The 16,986-nt window shown below is 69.8% G+C and carries 17 protein-coding genes; 6 read left to right on the top strand and 11 right to left on the bottom strand.

Features of this window, described 5'->3' with window-relative positions; translation table 11 throughout:
• Positions 1-43: 43 nt before the first annotated feature.
• The 4 genes from ACIBGM_RS18860 to mraZ all read right to left on the bottom strand — a co-directional run bounded on the left by ACIBGM_RS18860 (position 44) and on the right by mraZ (position 4,567).
• Entirely contained in the window at positions 44-2,047 is a 2,004-nt protein-coding gene (locus ACIBGM_RS18860) for a peptidoglycan D,D-transpeptidase FtsI family protein (protein ID WP_396386300.1), read from the bottom strand.
• Between the two features lie 220 nt (positions 2,048-2,267).
• A complete protein-coding gene (locus tag ACIBGM_RS18855; RefSeq protein ID WP_360528499.1) occupies positions 2,268-2,936 on the bottom strand; it encodes a hypothetical protein in 669 nt (222 codons plus the stop codon).
• Positions 2,936-3,901: a 16S rRNA (cytosine(1402)-N(4))-methyltransferase RsmH gene (rsmH, locus tag ACIBGM_RS18850; RefSeq protein ID WP_396386299.1), complete on the bottom strand. Its 966-nt coding sequence runs from the start codon at positions 3,899-3,901 to the stop codon at positions 2,936-2,938. The genes ACIBGM_RS18855 and rsmH overlap by 1 nt, the downstream gene beginning before the upstream one ends.
• A gap of 234 nt (positions 3,902-4,135) precedes the next feature.
• The gene (gene mraZ, locus ACIBGM_RS18845; RefSeq protein ID WP_360528505.1) at positions 4,136-4,567 is read right to left on the bottom strand and encodes a division/cell wall cluster transcriptional repressor MraZ; all 432 of its coding nucleotides are present in this window, start codon (positions 4,565-4,567) and stop codon (positions 4,136-4,138) included.
• A 485-nt stretch (positions 4,568-5,052) separates the two neighbouring features.
• Here mraZ and ACIBGM_RS18840 point away from each other — a divergent pair, with 485 nt between their 5' ends.
• The 3 genes from ACIBGM_RS18840 to ACIBGM_RS18830 are packed head-to-tail and all read left to right on the top strand — an operon-like array spanning position 5,053 to position 9,632.
• Positions 5,053-5,991: an AAA family ATPase gene (locus ACIBGM_RS18840; protein ID WP_396386497.1), complete on the top strand. Its 939-nt coding sequence runs from the start codon at positions 5,053-5,055 to the stop codon at positions 5,989-5,991.
• A 3-nt stretch (positions 5,992-5,994) separates the two neighbouring features.
• Positions 5,995-7,281 (top strand): DUF58 domain-containing protein, encoded by a 1,287-nt coding sequence (locus ACIBGM_RS18835; RefSeq protein ID WP_360528511.1) that lies wholly within the window; start codon positions 5,995-5,997, stop codon positions 7,279-7,281.
• Entirely contained in the window at positions 7,278-9,632 is a 2,355-nt protein-coding gene (locus ACIBGM_RS18830) for a transglutaminaseTgpA domain-containing protein (protein ID WP_396386298.1), read from the top strand. Before ACIBGM_RS18835 ends, ACIBGM_RS18830 begins: the two co-directional genes overlap by 4 nt.
• A gap of 236 nt (positions 9,633-9,868) precedes the next feature.
• Here ACIBGM_RS18830 and ACIBGM_RS18825 read toward each other — a convergent pair whose 3' ends face one another.
• Both ACIBGM_RS18825 and ACIBGM_RS18820 read right to left on the bottom strand, forming a co-directional pair.
• Positions 9,869-10,372 (bottom strand): DUF3040 domain-containing protein, encoded by a 504-nt coding sequence (locus ACIBGM_RS18825; RefSeq protein ID WP_396386297.1) that lies wholly within the window; start codon positions 10,370-10,372, stop codon positions 9,869-9,871.
• Between the two features lie 262 nt (positions 10,373-10,634).
• The gene (locus tag ACIBGM_RS18820) at positions 10,635-11,387 is read right to left on the bottom strand and encodes a methyltransferase domain-containing protein (protein WP_360528520.1); all 753 of its coding nucleotides are present in this window, start codon (positions 11,385-11,387) and stop codon (positions 10,635-10,637) included.
• 192 nt (positions 11,388-11,579) lie between these two features.
• On the opposite strand from ACIBGM_RS18820, the gene ACIBGM_RS18815 reads away from it, so the two are divergent.
• Entirely contained in the window at positions 11,580-11,939 is a 360-nt protein-coding gene (locus ACIBGM_RS18815) for a cupin domain-containing protein (RefSeq protein WP_396386296.1), read from the top strand.
• A 48-nt stretch (positions 11,940-11,987) separates the two neighbouring features.
• On the opposite strand, the gene ACIBGM_RS18810 is transcribed toward ACIBGM_RS18815, so the two are convergent.
• The 4 genes from ACIBGM_RS18810 to ACIBGM_RS18795 all read right to left on the bottom strand — a co-directional run bounded on the left by ACIBGM_RS18810 (position 11,988) and on the right by ACIBGM_RS18795 (position 14,767).
• Positions 11,988-13,199 carry a DUF480 domain-containing protein gene (locus ACIBGM_RS18810; protein ID WP_396386295.1) on the bottom strand — a complete coding sequence of 404 codons (1,212 nt, stop codon included), beginning with the start codon at positions 13,197-13,199 and terminating at the stop codon, positions 11,988-11,990.
• A 255-nt stretch (positions 13,200-13,454) separates the two neighbouring features.
• Entirely contained in the window at positions 13,455-13,715 is a 261-nt protein-coding gene (locus ACIBGM_RS18805; protein WP_396386294.1) for a hypothetical protein, read from the bottom strand.
• A 72-nt stretch (positions 13,716-13,787) separates the two neighbouring features.
• On the bottom strand, positions 13,788-14,261 hold the full coding sequence (locus ACIBGM_RS18800; protein WP_360528532.1) for an SAV_6107 family HEPN domain-containing protein: 474 nt from the start codon (positions 14,259-14,261) through the stop codon (positions 13,788-13,790).
• Positions 14,258-14,767 (bottom strand): DUF6504 family protein, encoded by a 510-nt coding sequence (locus ACIBGM_RS18795; RefSeq protein WP_360528535.1) that lies wholly within the window; start codon positions 14,765-14,767, stop codon positions 14,258-14,260. Before ACIBGM_RS18795 ends, ACIBGM_RS18800 begins: the two co-directional genes overlap by 4 nt.
• Before the next feature lie 409 nt (positions 14,768-15,176).
• On the opposite strand from ACIBGM_RS18795, the gene ACIBGM_RS18790 reads away from it, so the two are divergent.
• Positions 15,177-15,764 (top strand): DM13 domain-containing protein, encoded by a 588-nt coding sequence (locus ACIBGM_RS18790; protein WP_360528538.1) that lies wholly within the window; start codon positions 15,177-15,179, stop codon positions 15,762-15,764.
• A 22-nt stretch (positions 15,765-15,786) separates the two neighbouring features.
• On the top strand, positions 15,787-16,257 hold the full coding sequence (locus ACIBGM_RS18785) for a YbaK/EbsC family protein (RefSeq protein WP_360528541.1): 471 nt from the start codon (positions 15,787-15,789) through the stop codon (positions 16,255-16,257).
• Here ACIBGM_RS18785 and ACIBGM_RS18780 read toward each other — a convergent pair.
• Positions 16,244-16,981 (bottom strand): nucleotidyltransferase domain-containing protein, encoded by a 738-nt coding sequence (locus ACIBGM_RS18780; protein ID WP_360528544.1) that lies wholly within the window; start codon positions 16,979-16,981, stop codon positions 16,244-16,246. The two genes, ACIBGM_RS18785 and ACIBGM_RS18780, sit on opposite strands and share 14 nt — an antisense overlap.
• Positions 16,982-16,986: the final 5 nt, after the last annotated feature.

The raw sequence follows: 16,986 nt of genomic DNA, 5'->3' as shown, positions 1-16,986 counted from the left end.
GAGGCTACCGCTCCGGCCCGTGTGACTCCTACCTGACCCTGCGTCACCACTCGAGCGGCACGGCAGGCTGCTTCGCACCTGTCGGCGGTACGACGTACTTCTGCAGCGCGTAGCTCATCACGTCACGGAACACCGGTCCTCCTTGTCCACCGCCACTGCGCCCGTTGGTCGGGTTCTGGAGTACGACGTACGTAACGAAGCGCGGGTTGTCGGCAGGAGCGAATCCGGCAAAAGACGTGGCCCACTTGCGGTAGCAGCCGCAGGCGGAGTCGACCTCCTGCGCCGTACCGGTCTTGCCGGCCACCCGGTAACCGTCGATCGCGGCCTGGGTCGCCGTACCTCCCTCGGCGGTGACGGCCTCCATCATCGTGGTGACCTCCTTGGCCGCCTTCTCGCTCACCACCCGGCGGGACGGCCCGGACGGGTTCGGTACGACGTTGCCGTTCACGTCGACGTAGTTCTTCACCAGCTTCGGCGGCACGTAGACCCCGCCGTTGGCGACCGCGTTGACAGCGGCGGTCATCTGGACCGCGTTCGCGGACAGGCCCTGGCCGAACGCGACGTTCGACCGGGTCAGCTCGCTCCACTCGTCACCCGGCGGCATGAGGCCGCGGCTCTCGCCCGGGAAGTTCAGCCCGGTCGGCTCACCGAACCCGAAGTCCTTCAGGTACTTCACGAACTGCGGGATCGACTTCATCTGCTGGGCCGCGATGATGGTGCCGACGTTCGACGACTTCGCGATCACGCCGGCGATGGTCAGGTCGAGCGTGCCGTGCGAGAAGTGGTCCTTGATGGTCCGGCGCTGGACGTTGATGCTGCCGGGCACCTTGAGCTTGGTGTTGAGGTCGATCAGACCGGCGTCGGCGAGCGCGGCCATGGTGACGACCTTCTGCACGCTGCCCGGCTCGTAGACCTGCTCCAGCGCCGGGTTGTACAGCTCGCTCGGCTTGACCGGCTTGTTCGGGTCGAAGGTCGGGTAGTTCGCCATCGCCAGGATCTCGCCGGTCTTCACGTCCTGGGTGACCACGGTGCCGGAGGTGGCCTTGTACTGCTTGACCGCCTGCTCGATCCGCCGCTCCGCGAACCACTGCAGGTCCGCGTCCAGGGTCAGCTGCGCGGTGACGCCGGGCTTCGGCTCCTCGACGGTGTGGTTCGCGTTCGGGATCTTGTTGCCCTTGGTGTCCACCTCGTACATGGCCTTGCCGTCCTGGCCGGACAGCTTGTCGTTCATGCCGTACTCAAGCCCGGACTGGCCCTTGCCGTCGGCGCCGACCACGCCCACCACGTTGGCCGCGATGGTGCCGTTCGGGTGGCTGCGGATCGGGTCTTCCTCGGTGTAGATCCCGGCCAGCAACGGCGCCTGCTGGTCCTGCGGCCGGCCCTTGTTCTGCTGGGCGATCTCGGCGTTCTTCGCCTTCAGTTCGGCCTCGATGGCGTTCCAGGTCTGCGGGCTGACCTGGCGTGCGAGATATTGGAACCGGCCCTTCCCGGTCATCGCGGTGACGAGTTGCGCGGACGTCGTACCGGTCAGCTTCGGCGCCAGGATCCGGGCGAGCTGCGGCGCGACCGGGCCGGTCTGGGTCGGGTCGGCAGTGATCGCGACCGCGTCCTCGGACACGCTGAACGGCACGCCGTTGCGGTCAAGGATCGCGCCGCGGGTCGCGTGCAGCACGAACGGCTTGGTGTTCTCCTTGCTCGCCGCCAGCGCGTACCGGTCCGGGTCCACACCCTGCAGGAGCACCAGCCGCCCGGCGAACAGCGACAGCACGAACGCCATCACCACGAACGTCACCCGCAGCCGAAGCGTGGGCCGACCCAGCTTCAGCATCCGCGGCGGCCGCTTCACCTTCTTCTTGGGCGGCCGCTTGCTCTGAGGCCGCTTCCGCGGCGGACTCTTCTTCACCGGCCGCTTGGCCGTCGCCTTCTTGACCGGCGCCTTCTTGACCGGCGCCTTCTTCGATGCAGTCTTCTTTGCAGCCGTCTTCTTGGTGGGCGCCGGGCGTGCGGCAGTCTTCTTCACCGGTCGGCTGGGTGCGGTTTTCTTCACCGGACGCCGCACCACACCGCCCTGCTCAGCCGCACGCTGATCCGCCTCCTCGCGGGCTTTGCGGAGGAGGCGGTCTCGGGTGGACTCCGGACGCTGTGGGGTGGCACGGGTGCTGTCCGTAGCGGACGGACGGCGAGGCTGAGCCTTGCGGGTCGGATTGCTCCGACCCGGTTCACCACGCTTGCGTGGCGGCTCGCTGCCCCGTCGGTCCGTCATCCGATCATCCCCCGGTGGTCGTCGTACGCGTGGTCGTGGCCGGCGGCTTGTTGCCGGTCGCCGTACCTGTCCGTGCGGTGGTGCCCGTCGCCGCCCGGTTCTGCGCGGTGACCGGCGGCTTCACAGTGGCCGCAGGCGGCTTGACCGTCGTCGCGGGTGGCTTCACCGTCGCCGCGGGTGGCTTCACGGTCACGTTGGGTGGCTTGACCGTGGTGACCGGCGGCTTCGGCGACACCGACGTCGGCGTGCCCGGACCGAACATCGCCGTACCCGTGCCGGCCTTGCCCTCCTCCGGCACACCCAGCACCTGCCCGTCGGACAGCCGCAGGAACACCGGGTTCGGGTTCGGCACCATGCCCATCCGCAGCGCCCGGTCGGCCAGGTTCTGCGGCGACTCCAGCGTGCGCACCTGCTTCTCCAGCGACTCCTGCTGGTCCCGCAGCTGGTCGGCCTGCTTGTTCAGCGCGGTCACCTGGAACGTCCCGCTCTGCAGCTCCGTGTTGAGCAGCAGCAAGCCGACCAGGCCGGCCGCCAGCAGCGACACCACGAAGATGACGAACGGCATCCGCGGCGGCCGGAACGGCGCACCGTAGACGACCCGCAGCTTCGGCTCCGGCCGCTTCGCCGGCGCCGGCGTGACCCGCGCCTTCTGCGGGCTGAAGACAGTACTCATCAGGCCACCAGCCCCTTCTCCCGGACTCGCTCGGCCGCCCGCACGCGAGCGGAGGCGGCCCGCGGGTTCGCCGCGACCTCCTCCTCGGTCGGCCGCTCGGCGCCGCGGGTCAGCAGCTTCAGGTACGGCTCGTGCCCGGCCGGGATGACCGGCAGGTCGTCCGGCACGTCGGACTTGGTCCCGGCCGCGAACGTCTGCTTGGTGATCCGGTCCTCGAGCGAGTGGTAGCTCATCACCACGATCCGGCCGTGCAGCGCCAGCGCCTCGATCGCGGCCGGCAGCGCCCGCCGCAGTACCTCGAGCTCGCCGTTCACCTCGATCCGCAGCGCCTGGAAGGTCCGCTTCGCCGGGTGTCCCCCGGTCCGGCGGGCCGCCTGCGGGATCGCGTTGCGGACCAGCTCGGACAGCCGGGCGCTGTTCGTGAACGGCTCGGTCTCGCGCTCGCGGACGATCCGGTCCGCGATCCGGCGGGCGAACTTCTCCTCGCCGTACTGGAACAGGATCCGGGCCAGGTCGGCCGCGCTGTAGGTGTTCACGATGTCCGCGGCCGTGGTCGGGCCGGTGCTGTCCATCCGCATGTCCAGCGGCGCGTCCTGCGCGTAGGCGAAACCACGCTCGGCCTCGTCCAGCTGCATCGAGGAGACGCCCAGGTCGAACAGGATCCCGTCGATCGCGGGCACGTCGAGGTCGGCCATGACCTGCGGCAGCTCGTCGTACACGGCGTGCACGAAGGTCGTCCGCTCCTGGTACGGCGCGAGCCGGTCGCCGGCGAGGCGCAGCGCCTCGGGGTCGCGGTCGAGCCCGATCAGCCGGGCCTCGGGGAACTGGCGCAGGAACGCCTCGGAGTGACCACCGAGACCGAGAGTGGCGTCGACGAGGACTGCGCCGGGGTGCGCGAGTGCGGGAGCCAGCAGCGCGACCACGCGCTCCAGCATCACCGGCACATGCCGCTCCGCAGCGTCCATCCTCGACCCTTCCGTCGCCGCGGGAGCGACCCTGCCCCCGCAGGTCCTGTGGTGCGGTTCAGTGGTGCGAACCCGGAGACGACTCCGTCCGGTCAGATCGCGGGTACGCCTTCCGGGGAAGTACCTCGGGGTCTTGGCGCCGGGGAAGTGGCGTCAACACCTGAGGTCGGAAGTCGGACCCGTGATCTCACCGGACGGCCGGTGTGGCCGCGGTACCGCTCGCCCACTGTTCTTCTAGAAGATGCCCGGCAGGACCTCCTCGGAGAGATCGGCGAACGCCTGCTCCTGCTCCTGGGAGTACCTGTTCCAGTTCTCCGTGTTCCAGATCTCCACCCTGTTCATCGCCCCGATGACGACGCAGTCGCGATCGAGTCCTGCGTAATCGCGCAGCATCGGCGGGATGGTGACCCGGCCCTGCTTGTCCGGCACCTCGTTCGAGGCTCCGGCGAACAGCATCCGCAGGTAGTCCCGCGCACCCTTGTTGGTGATCGGCGCCTGCTTCAACTGCTCGGTCAGCTGGACGAACTCGCGCTCCGGCCACACGGACAGCGACCGCTCCTGTCCACGCGTGATCACCAGGCCGTCAGCCAGTTCCTCCCGGAACTTCGCCGGCAGGAACAGCCGTCCCTTGTCGTCGAGCTTGGGGAAGTGAGTTCCGAGGAACACGCTCCACCTCCCCGTTGCGGACCCTCCGACTTAGGCGAGCTGTTTCCACCACTTTAGTTCCACTGCGCTCCACCTTACTCCACTTTCCACCACCGTCAACCAACTTCCGCCCCGTTTCCCCCACGCGCCGCCTGAATCCAGGCGTGGCCCCCGCGTGCCGCGTCCTCCACTTCGCTCCACCTTGAGAACCCACCAGCCATTTCTGGGCCCGGAAAGTGGTTGGTGGGTTCTCAAGGTCGCGGCGGCGTCGTTTGCGCAGCGTGGGGTTTTGGCCACCCGTACGCTTGGAGGGACGACTTTCCGACCCACGCCGGTGAGGGCCTGTGCCGATGAACACCGAAACGCCAGGTAACAAAACTTCCGCTGCTCTAGGCCGGACCCCTACAGCGGGTGAGAATGTGTCGGCCGTCAACGAATGGGGAGGACACAGGGTGAGCACCACCGCGACCAGCTCGGCGCTGGCCGGAGCCGGGGACTTCGACGAGCTGTCAGAGGTGGCGGGCCGGGTCCGCCGGGCGATAGAGCAGGTGATCGAAGGCAAGCCCGACGTGGTCGAGGTCGCCATCACGGTCCTGCTCGCCGAGGGGCACCTGCTGATCGAGGACGTGCCCGGCGTCGGCAAGACGATGCTGGCCAAGGCGCTGGCCAAGTCGATCGACTGCAGCGTGCGCCGGATCCAGTTCACGCCCGACCTGCTGCCGTCCGACATCACCGGCGTCTCGGTCTTCAACCAGGAGATCCGTGACTTCGAGTTCAAGCCCGGCGCGGTGTTCGCGAACATCGTGGTCGGCGACGAGATCAACCGCGCCTCGCCGAAGACCCAGGCCGCGCTGCTGGAGTCGATGGAGGAGCGCCAGGTCACCGTCGACACCACGACGTACCAGCTCGAGGCGCCGTTCATGGTCATCGCGACCCAGAACCCGATCGAGATGGAAGGCACCTACCCGCTTCCCGAGGCCCAGCGCGACCGGTTCATGGCTCGTGTCTCGATGGGCTACCCGGAGCCGGCCGCCGAGCTGCGGATGCTGGACGGGCACGCGGCCGACGACCCGCTGCAGACCCTGCAGCCGGTCACCGACGGCCAGCAGATCCTGCGCCTGGTGAAGACGGTGCAGTCGGTGCACGTCTCGGAGTCGGTCAAGGAGTACGCCGTCGCCCTCGTCGGCGCGACCCGTCGCTCGCAGGAGCTGCGACTGGGAGCGAGCCCGCGGTCGACGCTGCACCTGATCCGCGCGGCCCGGGCCGCAGCGGCGCTGGACTCCCGTGAGTTCGTCCTGCCGGACGACATCCAGGAGCTCGCTGTGCCGGTGCTGGCACACCGTGTTCTTCCTGCGGCTGAGGCGCATCTCGGTGGGCGCGGTGCAGCCGACATCATCTCGGGGCTGGTGGCCACGGTGGCGCTGCCCCGCGCACGTCGGGACTGAGACATGCGGCAGGCACTGCGCGGGCTGACCACCAGAGGGCGGGCCTTCGTCGCGGCCGGCATCACCGCATCCCTGTGCGCGCTCCTGCTCGGTCAGAAGGACCTGCTGCGCGTCGGCATCCTGCTGGTCGCGCTGCCGGTCGTCGCGGCGCTCGTCGTCGGGCGGACCCGGCTGCGACTGCAGGTACGGCGCAGCCTCGCACCGGACCAGGTCCCGGTCGGCACGCAGGCGACGGTGGAGCTTGCCCTCAGCAACCAGGGCCGGATGCCGGCCGGACTGTTGCTGCTCGAGGACCGTATTCCTTATGTACTGGGGCACCGGCCCCGGTTCGTCGTCGACCGAGTCAGCCCGAACTGGCGTCGCACCGTCACCTACCCGGTGAAGAGCGACGTCCGCGGACTGTTCCAGGTCGGACCGTTGATGCTGACCGTGGCCGACCCGTTCGGCCTGGTGGAGACCAGCCGGACGTTCACCCGCAGCCAGCACCTGCTGGTCACGCCGCGGGTCTACCGGCTGCCCGAGATCCGGCTGGGTGCGGACCGGGCCGGCTCGGGTGAGAACCGGCCGCGTGCAATCGCCTCGGCCGGTGAAGAGGACGCGACAGTTCGCGAGTACCGCGACGGCGACGACCTGCGCCGCGTCCACTGGCGGTCCACCGCGCGCCGCGGCGAGCTGATGGTGCGGCGGGAGGAGCAGCCCTGGCAGAGCCGGTGCGCGATGTTCCTGGACGCGCGGACCATCTCGCACCACGGGCACGGCCCGTCGTCCAGCCTCGAGTGGGCGGTCAGCGCTGCCGCCTCGATCGGCACCGACCGGATCCGTCGCGGCTACGTCACCACGATGCTGGGCGGGCCGACCACTCTGTCGGCCATCAGCCACCGGTCGTCGACCGCCGTACACCAACCGCTCAGCGCGCAGCAGCTGCTGACGGAGTGCGCGACCGTCGAGGAGCACAAGTACGCCGAGATCGGCCCACTGCTGACCGTAGACCGGCACGCGCAGGAGCCGAGCCTGGTGATCGCGATCGTCGGCGCGCTGAACTCCGAGGACATCACCTCGCTGAACCGCTGGCGGACCAGCCAGGCGATCGGCGTCGCGCTGGTGCTCGACGCGGCCAGCTGGGCGGTCGGCGCCGAGCCGAGTGAGAAGGCGGACCGGCTGAAGGCAGCCGCGGACGCCACCGAGAACGAGCTGCGCCACAACGGCTGGCGCGTCGCCAGAGTCCACCGCGGCGACCACCTACCCACCGTGTGGTCCGGCCTAGGACTACGGAGCGGAAGGATCGCATGACCGGCCACGCGAGGATCTCTCTTGCCGCCTGGGGCGCGACCGTTCTGGGAGCGCTGGTGCTCACCCCGGTGTTCTCCGGGCCGTTCCTGTTCATCAGCGCGCTCCTGTGTGGTGCGATCACCGGTGTCGGGATCCTGCTGCAGAACCTGCGCGCCCCGCGGCTCGTCGTACCGTTCGTCCAGCTCCTGGTGCTGGTGGAGCTGATCTCGTTCTTCTTCCTGCGGGACACACTGAAGTTCGGGCTGATCCCGGTGAAGGCGACCGCGCTGGAGTTCAACCAGCAGATGGTCAACGCGATGGACTCGATCAATCGGTTCAGCGCGCCACTGCCACCGGACTCGCACCTGACGCTGTTCGCCGCCTCGGTGATCGCCGCGACCGGCCTGCTCATCCACGTCATCGCCGTACAGCTTCGCCAGGCCGCGTGGGCCGGGCTGCTGTTGCTGATCATGTACACGGTGCCGGCCGCGACCGTGCACGGCGGCCTGCCGGCACTGCTGTTCATCCCGCCGGCGCTCGGGTACATCCTGCTGCTGTCGGCCGAAGGCCGCAGCCGGCTCAGCCGCTGGGGCCGGCGCATCTCCGGCGTGTCCCACCTGGACGCCGCCGAGCCCGTGGAAGCGTCCGCGCTCGGTCAGGCCGGCCGCCGGATCGGCCTGACCGTCGTCGCGCTGGCGGCGTTGCTGCCCGCTCTGCTGCCCGCCCTGCCCGAAGGTGTCATCGGCAACGGTCTGGCCGGCACCGGTCCCGGGACCGGTGTCGGGGCGTCGATCTCGTCGACGGACCCGATGCTGGACATGGGCCGGAACCTGAAGCGCGGCGACAACGTCGTCGCCCTCACCTACAAGGGCGGCCCGGCCGGCGGCACCTACCTGCGGCTGACCGCACTCGACTTCTTCGACGGCGACATCTGGCGGATCGCGCCCCGCCAGGAGGGCCGCAAGATCGGCAGCGAGCTGACCCCGCCGCCCGGGTACAGCGGCGACCTGAGCAAGGTCCCGCAGTCCAAGATGGAGATCGACGTCAGCCGGAGCTTCCGCTCCCAGTTCGCCCCGGTCCCCTACCCGGTGCGCTCGATCTCGCTGAAGCGGGACTGGCGCTTCGACGCCGGCACGCTCGACGTGGTCTCTTCCAACGGCCAGGTGGTCGGTGGCAAGAAGTACGACGTGACGTCGTACGACCTGCAGCCGACGTCGCAGCAGCTGCACGACGCGAGCGGCCAGGGTGAGCCGGACCAGTTCACCAGCCGGGTCCCGCGGCAGACCCCGCAGTCGGTCAAAGAGCTGACCCAGGAGATCACGAAGAGTGCCGGGAGCAACCAGTTCGAGGCCGCCGTGCTGCTGCAGAACTGGTTCCGAAGCGGTGGCGGCTTCACCTACAGCACCGACACCACCCGCGGCAGCGGGATGCGGGCGCTGCGCGACTTCCTGCTGGAGACCAAGACCGGGTACTGCGAGCAGTTCGCCACCGGGATGGCGCTGATGGCCCGGATCGCAGGCATCCCGTCCCGGGTCGGCATCGGGTTCCTGCCCGGGCAGGCCGGCGAGGACGGCGAGTACACCGTCAAGATGCACGACATGCACGCCTGGCCGGAGCTGTACTTCCAGGGCGTCGGCTGGGTCCGGTTCGAGCCGACCCCGGCCGCCCGGGTCGCGAGCACGCCGGGCTGGACCGCCCCCGCGACCCCGAACCCGGCCGGCCCGACGACGGCGCCGACCACCGCCCCGAGCACTCCGGGCGCCACCGAGGACCCGGGTCTGGAACGGCCCGACGACCGGAATCTGCCGGACGACACCGGCGTCCCGATCATTGACAGCGGCAACTGGTTCACCAACGGCGGTGGCCGGAACATCGCGATCGCCCTCGGGGTGCTTCTGCTGCTCTGCGTGCCGTGGCTGATCCGCGGCCTGACCAGGCGACAGCGGTTCGCCAGACCGCCGGGCCGGCTCGGAGCCGAGGGCTTGTGGGCCGAGATCCGGGACACGTCCCGCGACCTCGGACTGGACTGGTCCGACATCGCCACACCGCGGCAGTCCGGCGAGTGGCTGGTCGGCCAATTGCCGGCTGATGTTCACCGACAGGCCATCCGGGTCGCTCGCGGCATCGAGGCCCTGCGGTACGCCGGTGACGCCGACGTGACCATGGACCTGCGCTCCGAGGCAGCCGCCGTACGCAAGGCCCTGTGGACGCAGGCCTCCCACCTGCGCCGCTGGCGAGCCCGGCTGCTGCCGCCCTCCTGGCGCTGGTACCTGAGCCGGGGCAGCACCGAGGCCTCCGACCTCCTGGACGACTTCGACCTCCTCCTGGCCCGCCTCCGCTCCCTGGCCCTACGCCGCCGCCACGCCGGCTAGCCTGCCTGGCAATCCCCTCCTGACCCACAACTGCTCCCGTTCGGCGCTTTGCCTGCGCACCATCGGCCACTCAACCGCCGACCTGCAAAGCGCCGAACGGGAGCTACCCGCACCCGCCGGCAAACGCTGCGGCAGCGGCACCCACCCCCGCCGTACCCCAAACAAAAACCACACCCGCGCCACCAGGGACGCGGGTGTGGTTGTCGGCCGGTTACGCGCTCAGGAGCGCCGCACCGTCAGAGGTCTTCGTCGCGGCGGCGCCGCCAGCGGTCCTCCATCCGCTCCATGAAGCTGCCGGACGAGTCGTGTTTGGTCCGGTGCCGCTTGGTCGGCGGCGGAGGCGGCGGGATGTCGTCGGAGTCTCCGGCGTTGCTGATCCGCTTCATGCTCAGCGCAGCGATGTATAGACAGGCGACCATCATCACGAAGCCGATGACTCCGATGATGGTGTTGGGGATGATCGCACCGGTCATCAGAACAGCGATGCCCAGCACGAATCCAACGCCGGCAAGCACTGCCCGGCGCTTGTAGTACAAGCGCACATTGGTCCCTCGCATGGCGGAGACGAACTTCGGGTCTTCCGCAGCAAGGGCACGTTCGAGCTGCTCGAACTGGCGCTGCTCTTCTTCCGAGAGGGGCACCGTCGATCCCTCCATGATGAGCGCGATCTCGATAGGCCGACTCCAGTCTAGGCCGCGCTTGCCTTGCACGAAACCCTGACCGCCTGTCCAGCGCGTCACGGTCCCGCAACTGCCCACAACATCGACCCTCCAAACCCACCAAACTCCGTGTGTCGCACCATCCACCCCGCACCGGTCTATTCCACGCCGCCGAGGAGTAGTCACCGGTCCATCACCCTCCGTCGACCACCCACGACGGAGCCGCCGGGACTTCACAGCTCCCGAGGCGACCGCGGCCGGGCGGCGAGTGTGACTCACAACACAACCCGGGCGTGTCGCAGGTTGAGCGCCGTGCTCGAGCCGGCGAGCCCGGATCGATCGGTCAGCGGGTCGCGAGGATGTGCAGCTGGGTTGCGAGCGCCCGGAAGGCCGGGTGCTGGCTGGCGGCGCGCTCGAGCTCGGCCAGCGACTCGGCCGCCCCCGGCTCGGAGTCGACGAACGCTGACGGGACGAGGTCCGCGAACGTGCGTACGCCGTGCACCGTGTGCACCATGAACCCGGCATCGGCCAGCTGCCCCGTGATCCCGGCCTCGTCGAACCGCCGCGGCATCGGATCGGTCGCACCCCAGCGCCCGTCCGGATCCTGCAACGCGATCCGCGCCTCGGCGAGGTGGCCGGCGAGCGCGCGAGCGAGGACGACAGCGTTGCGCTGGGCAACGAGCAGGCTGAGTACGCCGCCTTCCCGCAGTACCGACGCCATCGCCTGCAGCGCCTGCACCGGGTCGTCGACGACCTCGAGCACGCCATGGCACAGTACGGCGTCCGCACTCGACTCCCCCGCGAGACCGGGAAGCTCAGCCGCGTCGCCCTGCACACCACGAACCAGCGCGCTGACGCCTTCATCGCTCGCCCGCCGCTCCAGCGAGGCCAGCGCGTCCGGGCTCGGATCCACCACGGTCACCCGGTGGCCTTCGACCGCCAGCGGCACCGCGAACCCACCGGTCCCACCACCCAGGTCGACGATGTCCAACCCGGCCTCAGGATCAACCCGCGCCCGCCCCGCCAGCGCCACCCGCAGAGCCTCGGCCACCAGCGCCGTCCGCACAGACCGCCGCCGCCGATCGACCATCGTCATAACCCTCCTCGACCCATGACCCCACCCCGCCACACCCTACTTCCCCAGCACCGCCGGCCAGCGCCGCACCACCTGGCGTGATCGGCTGTGGGTCCTGTAAGCGGACGTTAAGAGCTGGTGTCTGTCGCGGTGCGGCTGGGCGCGCCATCGTCGGAGAGAAGGGGAAGAAACACCGGCCAGGGAGGGAACCCAATGACCATTCACAGCAAGTCCTTCGACGAGCCCGACGAGCGCCGTACGCCGGACAAGACCACCGTCGACGTGGTCAAGCTGCCAGGAGCCAGCGTCGCGCGGATCACGTTCCAGCCGGGCTGGCGCTGGTCCGAGTGCATCCGTCCCATCGTCGGCGGCGACACCTGCCAGGTGCGGCACGTCGGCACCCTGATCTCCGGCGAGATGGAGGTCGTCCACGACGACGGCACCAAGGCCCGCGTACTCCCAGGCATCGCCTACATCATCGAGCCCGGCCACGACGCCTGGGTCGTCGGCGACCAACCCGCCATCGCCTACGAGTTCGAGTCCCAAGCCGCCGAAACCTACGCCAAGAGCTGACCCGCCCGGTCCCGGTGAACGACGGACACCAACCACTGCCGAGGCGGATCAGCTGGGGGTTCGGGCCACGACGTAGAGGCGTTGGGTTGTTTCCTGGTGGGTCGGGAGGGGTCCTCTCAGGTACCACTCGATGTCTGTCAGGCCAGCGGACTCGATGAGCGTGACGATGGCTGCCGGGTCGTGGAGGACGAAGTCGAGGTTGACCTCGTGGCCGAAGATGTCGGTGACGTGGCGGACTTCGGAGCCGGCGTGGAGGGCCAGGACCAGCCAGCCGCCTGGGTCCAGGGGGCGGGTCAGGGCTGCGAGGGCGGCCGGGAGCTCGGCGGCGGCCAGGTGGATCAGGGAGTACCAGGCGAGGACTGCGGACCAGCCGGAGGATGTCGGGGGGCGCCCCAGCCGGCGGAGGTCGCCGAGCTCGTAAGTGTGGTCGGGGAAGCGGCGGCGGGCTTCCTCGACCATGGCGCGTGAGACGTCGATGCCGGTGGCGTCGGCGCCGTGGTCGGCGAGGTAGGCGGTGATGTGGCCGGGGCCGGAACCGACTTCCACGATCGGGCGTCCGGCGGCGTGGGCGACCACGCGGTCCAGGAGCCAGGTTTCGAAGGGCAGGACGTCCAACTCGTCGATGAGTCGATCGGCGTAGGAGGTGGCGACAGCGTCGTACGCCGAACGCACTCGAGCGTCGCGGGTGTCCGCGCCCTCGGCGATCACCACGTCGCGGTCGACGGCCGGCGCGGCGGGCTGGGCGGCTTCGTCCGGCACCGGGCCGAGGAGGTGGATCCAGCGGTGGTCGTGCTGGCCGGCGCGGCGTTCGAGCTCGCGGACCAGCGGTTCGGGTCGGGCGGCCATACGCCGTAGGCAGGCTTCGACGTCGGATCGGTCGGGGAACGGGTGGAGGCGCTCGGTGCGGGTGCGGAGCTCGCCGGGCGCTTGGGCGCCCCGAAGGAGCAGGACCGTGAGAAGTGCGCGCTCGTCAGGTTCGAGGCCCAGGCGCTCGTCGAGGGTCTGGTGGTACTTGAGGGTGCGGCGGCCGGTGTCGGCCCACACGATCCGCAGGAGGCCTCTGTCCCGCAGCGAGCGCGCGGTCTGCTCGACCGTCGACTGGTCGTAGTCGACGACGGGTTCGCGGTTGCTGGTCTGGTTGCAGGCGGTACGCAACGCGTTGGCGGTGAGCGGGTACGACGCCGGCACCGTCGACTGCTTCTCCATCAGGCTTCCGAGGACCCGCTGATCCTCACCGTCGAGTACAGGAAGTTCACTCACCCTCCCGACCCTAATTCCCAGACCCCCAGAACAGTCCAGACGATTCCCCCAACCAACAGAGCCCGCAGCCCGAGAGCAATACGAGAAGCGCCAGCTCCCCAGCGCGACCAGGGCGGTTCAGCGCGACCAGGGCGGTTCAGCGCGACCAGGGCGGTTCAGCGCGACCAGCGCGGTTCAGCGCGGTCAGCATCGGCCGCGATCAGAGCGGTCACGATCGGCCGCGAGCTCGCGGGCATCGGGGAACCCGCAAGGTGGTCAGCCGGGTTGGTAGGTCTCGGGGTCGATGAGGGCCACGGGTTCGAAGGCGGTGCCGTTGCAGCGGGGGCAGACGGCGTCGGCGTCGGCGTCGGTGCCGCCACCGGCGCACCTGCTGCAGAGACCGTCGTGCCAGGAGTCGCCTTCGATGGAGTGGTGCGGGTTGGGGTAGTGGGTGTCGGGGAGGTAGCACTCGACGCCGGTGATGGCGTGGACGCGACCGCAGACGTCTTTGCCGACGCCCCGCCGTAGCTCACTCACAGGTTTGGTTCTCCCGAGTCCGAGTCCGAGTCAACAAGGTCAGGCTGTCAGGTGGTCAACAGAGCCACGCGGTCAGCTGGCCTGCATCCAAGGTTGGGTCAGGACGGACTGGGGGTCCGTGGTGGCGGTGAGGGCCGGGCTGGCGGACAGCCGGAGGCTGGTCTCGACCAGGTCGTAGAAGGTCTCCACGGCGCGGACGAGATCGTCGGCCTCGCGGGTAGTGACCGCGCGCTCCAGACCCGCTTCGGCAGCCGCGCGCTGGGATGCGCCGGCGGCGAAAAAGGTGGCCCACTCGCCGAACTCGGGCGCCACCTCGGCGAGCAGCACCCAGGCGTTGCGCTGGACCCGACGGCGAGTGCCGGAGCGGACCGGGCGGGCGCGGACGGCGAGGACCGCGGCCGCAACTCGGAGGCCTGCGACATGGGCGCTCGAGTAGCGGATCAGGTGGTCGCTCGTCTCCACAGCCTCGGCCAGCGCGGCTCGCGCGCGGGACAGTTCGCGGCTGGCCGCGCCGGCGGCTGCCGGAGATACCGGTGAGACAGTCATCGGTCCGTCACCCTTTCCAGTTGCCAGCGGCCGGAGTCCGGGTCGTGCGCGAGATCGAACAGCTCACGCCGACCGTGCCGGCCGCACCCCGCCTCTACTCGGAACACCGCACGCCGCGGCCCCCAGTCCGCATCCAGCACGCCGACGGCCGCCGGGCTCTCGGCCATCCCGGTGGTGGCGCTCCCGGCGGGAGCGAGGGCGGTGGTGCTCCCGCCGAGAGCGGACGCGGCCAGGCAGTCGGTGCGAGATCGGGGGCTCGCCGACGCCACCGCGCCGTTCAGGTGGGCAGCCGTGCCGGCTACCTCGGTCGATCGGGGGCGGGCGTCGTACGACGGGCCGAGGCCGGCGCCGATGATGCCGCGCTCCCACCAGGCGGCGGTCTCGGTCCAGCGGGCCTGGACGGAGCACACGCGCCAGAGCCGGCCACGCCAGAGGAACTGCGCCGGGGTCTCGACGCCGTCCACGACGTCCGAACGCACTTCCACGGCCTCGTCGAACTCCCACATACTCCATCGCCTCCTGTGAACGAACGCCTGCTTCCCCTGGTCGACGGCTGGTTCCGGGGCCCGGCGGACAGGCTCGAGGTGGGGGTCGAGGACCACCTCGGCGCCCGGCCCGCCGGGACCACCGGTTTCCGATGCGGCCGCAACTCCGCACCGGAGCCGTCCAGCTGTCCGGATCACCCCTGGCCGGTCTCCCGACGAAACCGGGCCGAAGGTAATCGAACATCTGTTCGAACACGAACAGCGTATCGTCGGCCGCCGACAAACGTCAACGGGCCGTAAGCCCGGCGCGCCGCCGCGCGACCGATCCGCCGTCCACACTGGAGAACACGCAGCACCGAAGACCCCGGGGACGCCGGACAGACGCCGGAAGTCACCGAAGAAGCAGGCCGAGGACGTGGAGGGAACGCCGATGCCGAGACTGACGAAGCGGTGGCGGGCAGCCGTGATCGCCGCGGCGGCGGTGGCCGTCGTGGTCACCGCGGTCGCGCTGCCGCTCTTCCAGCCGTGGCGGCTCTTCACCGACAAGGTCGTCGACGAAGCGCTGCCAGGCGCCGTTCCGATCTCCACACAGTCATCGTCGACGACGCCACCGACAGTTTCCGCAAAGCAGCCGACACAGCAACCGGCACAGCAGCCGACAGCGCCGACCGTGCTCCTGACCGGGAAGCTGATCACGCACGAGCACGAGACCGAAGGCACCGTCGCCGTACTCAGGCTGCCCGACGGCTCCCGCATCCTCCGCCTGGAGAACCTCAGCACCTCCGACGGCCCCGACCTCAAGGTCTGGCTCAGTGACGCGAAAACCGTCCCCGGCCGCGCGGGCTGGCACGTGTTCGACGACGGTGACCACCAGAGCCTGGGCAGTCTCAAGGGCAACCACGGCAACCAGAACTACGTCATCCCGAAGGCCGTCGACCTCGGCGACTTCCGCAGCGTCGCGATCTGGTGCGACCGCTTCAACGTGTCCTTCGGGGCAGCCGAGCTCAAAACGGTGTGACAGGCCGCCTAAGCTCACGAAGGTGAGCAACCATCCCAACGTGCAACGCGTGGCCGACGCGCTCCGGGCGGCCGGGGCCACCGGCGAGATCGTGATCCTCGACGAGGCGGTCCCGACCGCGGCGGCCGCGGCGGCCGAGCTCGGCTGCGAGGTCGGCGCGATCGCGAACAGCCTGATCTTCGACGGCGACGGCGCCCCGGTGCTGATCCTGACGTCCGGCGCGCACCGGGTCGACACCGCGAAGGTCGCCGCCGAGCTCGGCATCGCCAAGCTGCGCCGCGCCACCCCGGAGTTCGTCAAGGAGCACACCGGCCAGTCGATCGGCGGCGTCGCCCCGGTCGGCCACCCGCACCCGGTCCGCACCTACGTCGACACCGCCCTCGAGCAGTACGGCGTCATCTGGGCGGCCGCCGGTATCCCCCACTCGGTCTACCCGACTACGTACGCCGAGCTCCTGAAGGTCACCGCGGGCACGCCGATCACGGTGAACTGATCACCGCAGGAATCGCCGACTGCAGAAAGACCTGCGTCAGCACCGCTCGCCGTTGACGCCAGAACGGGTTCACCGCGCCCGCCGGACCGTACCGCCGGCGGGCCACATCCCGTACGACGCTCTCCGGCGCCCCCATCCCGGGCAGCAGTCCAAGCGCCGCCCGCTTCGTGATCAGGTCACCGGACGACAACGTGACGTGGGCTCGCGCGACCGTCACCAGGCCCAGATCGACCCAGATGTCGGCGTACCAAGGCTTCCGGCGCGCTGTCACGGGCAACCAGAACGACCGCAGGTCCTCACGAATGAACGCAGACAGCTCCGCATCACTGATTGCCGGTAGCAACGAGGCCGGCGGCGGCCCGTACAGCGACTTGTTGCCCATGGCTAGCTCCCGCCGCGTCACCGGAGTCACCGGCCGGTCGAAGTACCGCTCCTGAGCGAAGGTCGGATGCCGAACCGACGGATCCGCCAGGTCCGACGCGAGCATGTACGAGCAATGCAGCTTCGACGCCAGCGGCGAGGCCGCCATCAGCTGGCGATGAAGGTCGGCGACAGCCAGAGGCGGCGGCGACGAGACCACGGCCACCACGTCGAGGTCGCTCCGCCCCGGCTGGAAGTCGCCCAACGCCAGCGACCCGTGCAGCCAGATCGCCTCGACGTCAGCGATCCGGCGCACCGACGTGACGAAGCCGTCCAGCAAAGACTGGACGGCTTCGTCGATCACAACAG

The organism is Kribbella sp. NPDC050470 (assembly GCF_044458365.1).
Classification (GTDB): Bacteria; Actinomycetota; Actinomycetes; order Propionibacteriales; family Kribbellaceae; genus Kribbella.
Note: the sequence above shows the minus strand (reverse complement) of the source record. Positions and strands in the feature narration are given on the sequence as shown.

Bases quoted from the DNA above. Each gene is read 5' to 3' on its own strand.
- ACIBGM_RS18855 (WP_360528499.1), bottom strand. From the start codon at position 2,936: ATGAGTACTGTCTTCAGCCCGCAGAAGGCGCGGGTCACGCCGGCGCCG.
- rsmH (WP_396386299.1), bottom strand. From the start codon at position 3,901: ATGGACGCTGCGGAGCGGCATGTGCCGGTGATGCTGGAGCGCGTGGTC.
- ACIBGM_RS18835 (WP_360528511.1), top strand. From the start codon at position 5,995: ATGCGGCAGGCACTGCGCGGGCTGACCACCAGAGGGCGGGCCTTCGTC.
- ACIBGM_RS18830 (WP_396386298.1), top strand. From the start codon at position 7,278: ATGACCGGCCACGCGAGGATCTCTCTTGCCGCCTGGGGCGCGACCGTT.
- ACIBGM_RS18820 (WP_360528520.1), bottom strand. From the start codon at position 11,387: ATGACGATGGTCGATCGGCGGCGGCGGTCTGTGCGGACGGCGCTGGTG.
- ACIBGM_RS18815 (WP_396386296.1), top strand. From the start codon at position 11,580: ATGACCATTCACAGCAAGTCCTTCGACGAGCCCGACGAGCGCCGTACG.
- ACIBGM_RS18800 (WP_360528532.1), bottom strand. From the start codon at position 14,261: ATGACTGTCTCACCGGTATCTCCGGCAGCCGCCGGCGCGGCCAGCCGC.
- ACIBGM_RS18795 (WP_360528535.1), bottom strand. From the start codon at position 14,767: ATGTGGGAGTTCGACGAGGCCGTGGAAGTGCGTTCGGACGTCGTGGAC.
- ACIBGM_RS18790 (WP_360528538.1), top strand. From the start codon at position 15,177: ATGCCGAGACTGACGAAGCGGTGGCGGGCAGCCGTGATCGCCGCGGCG.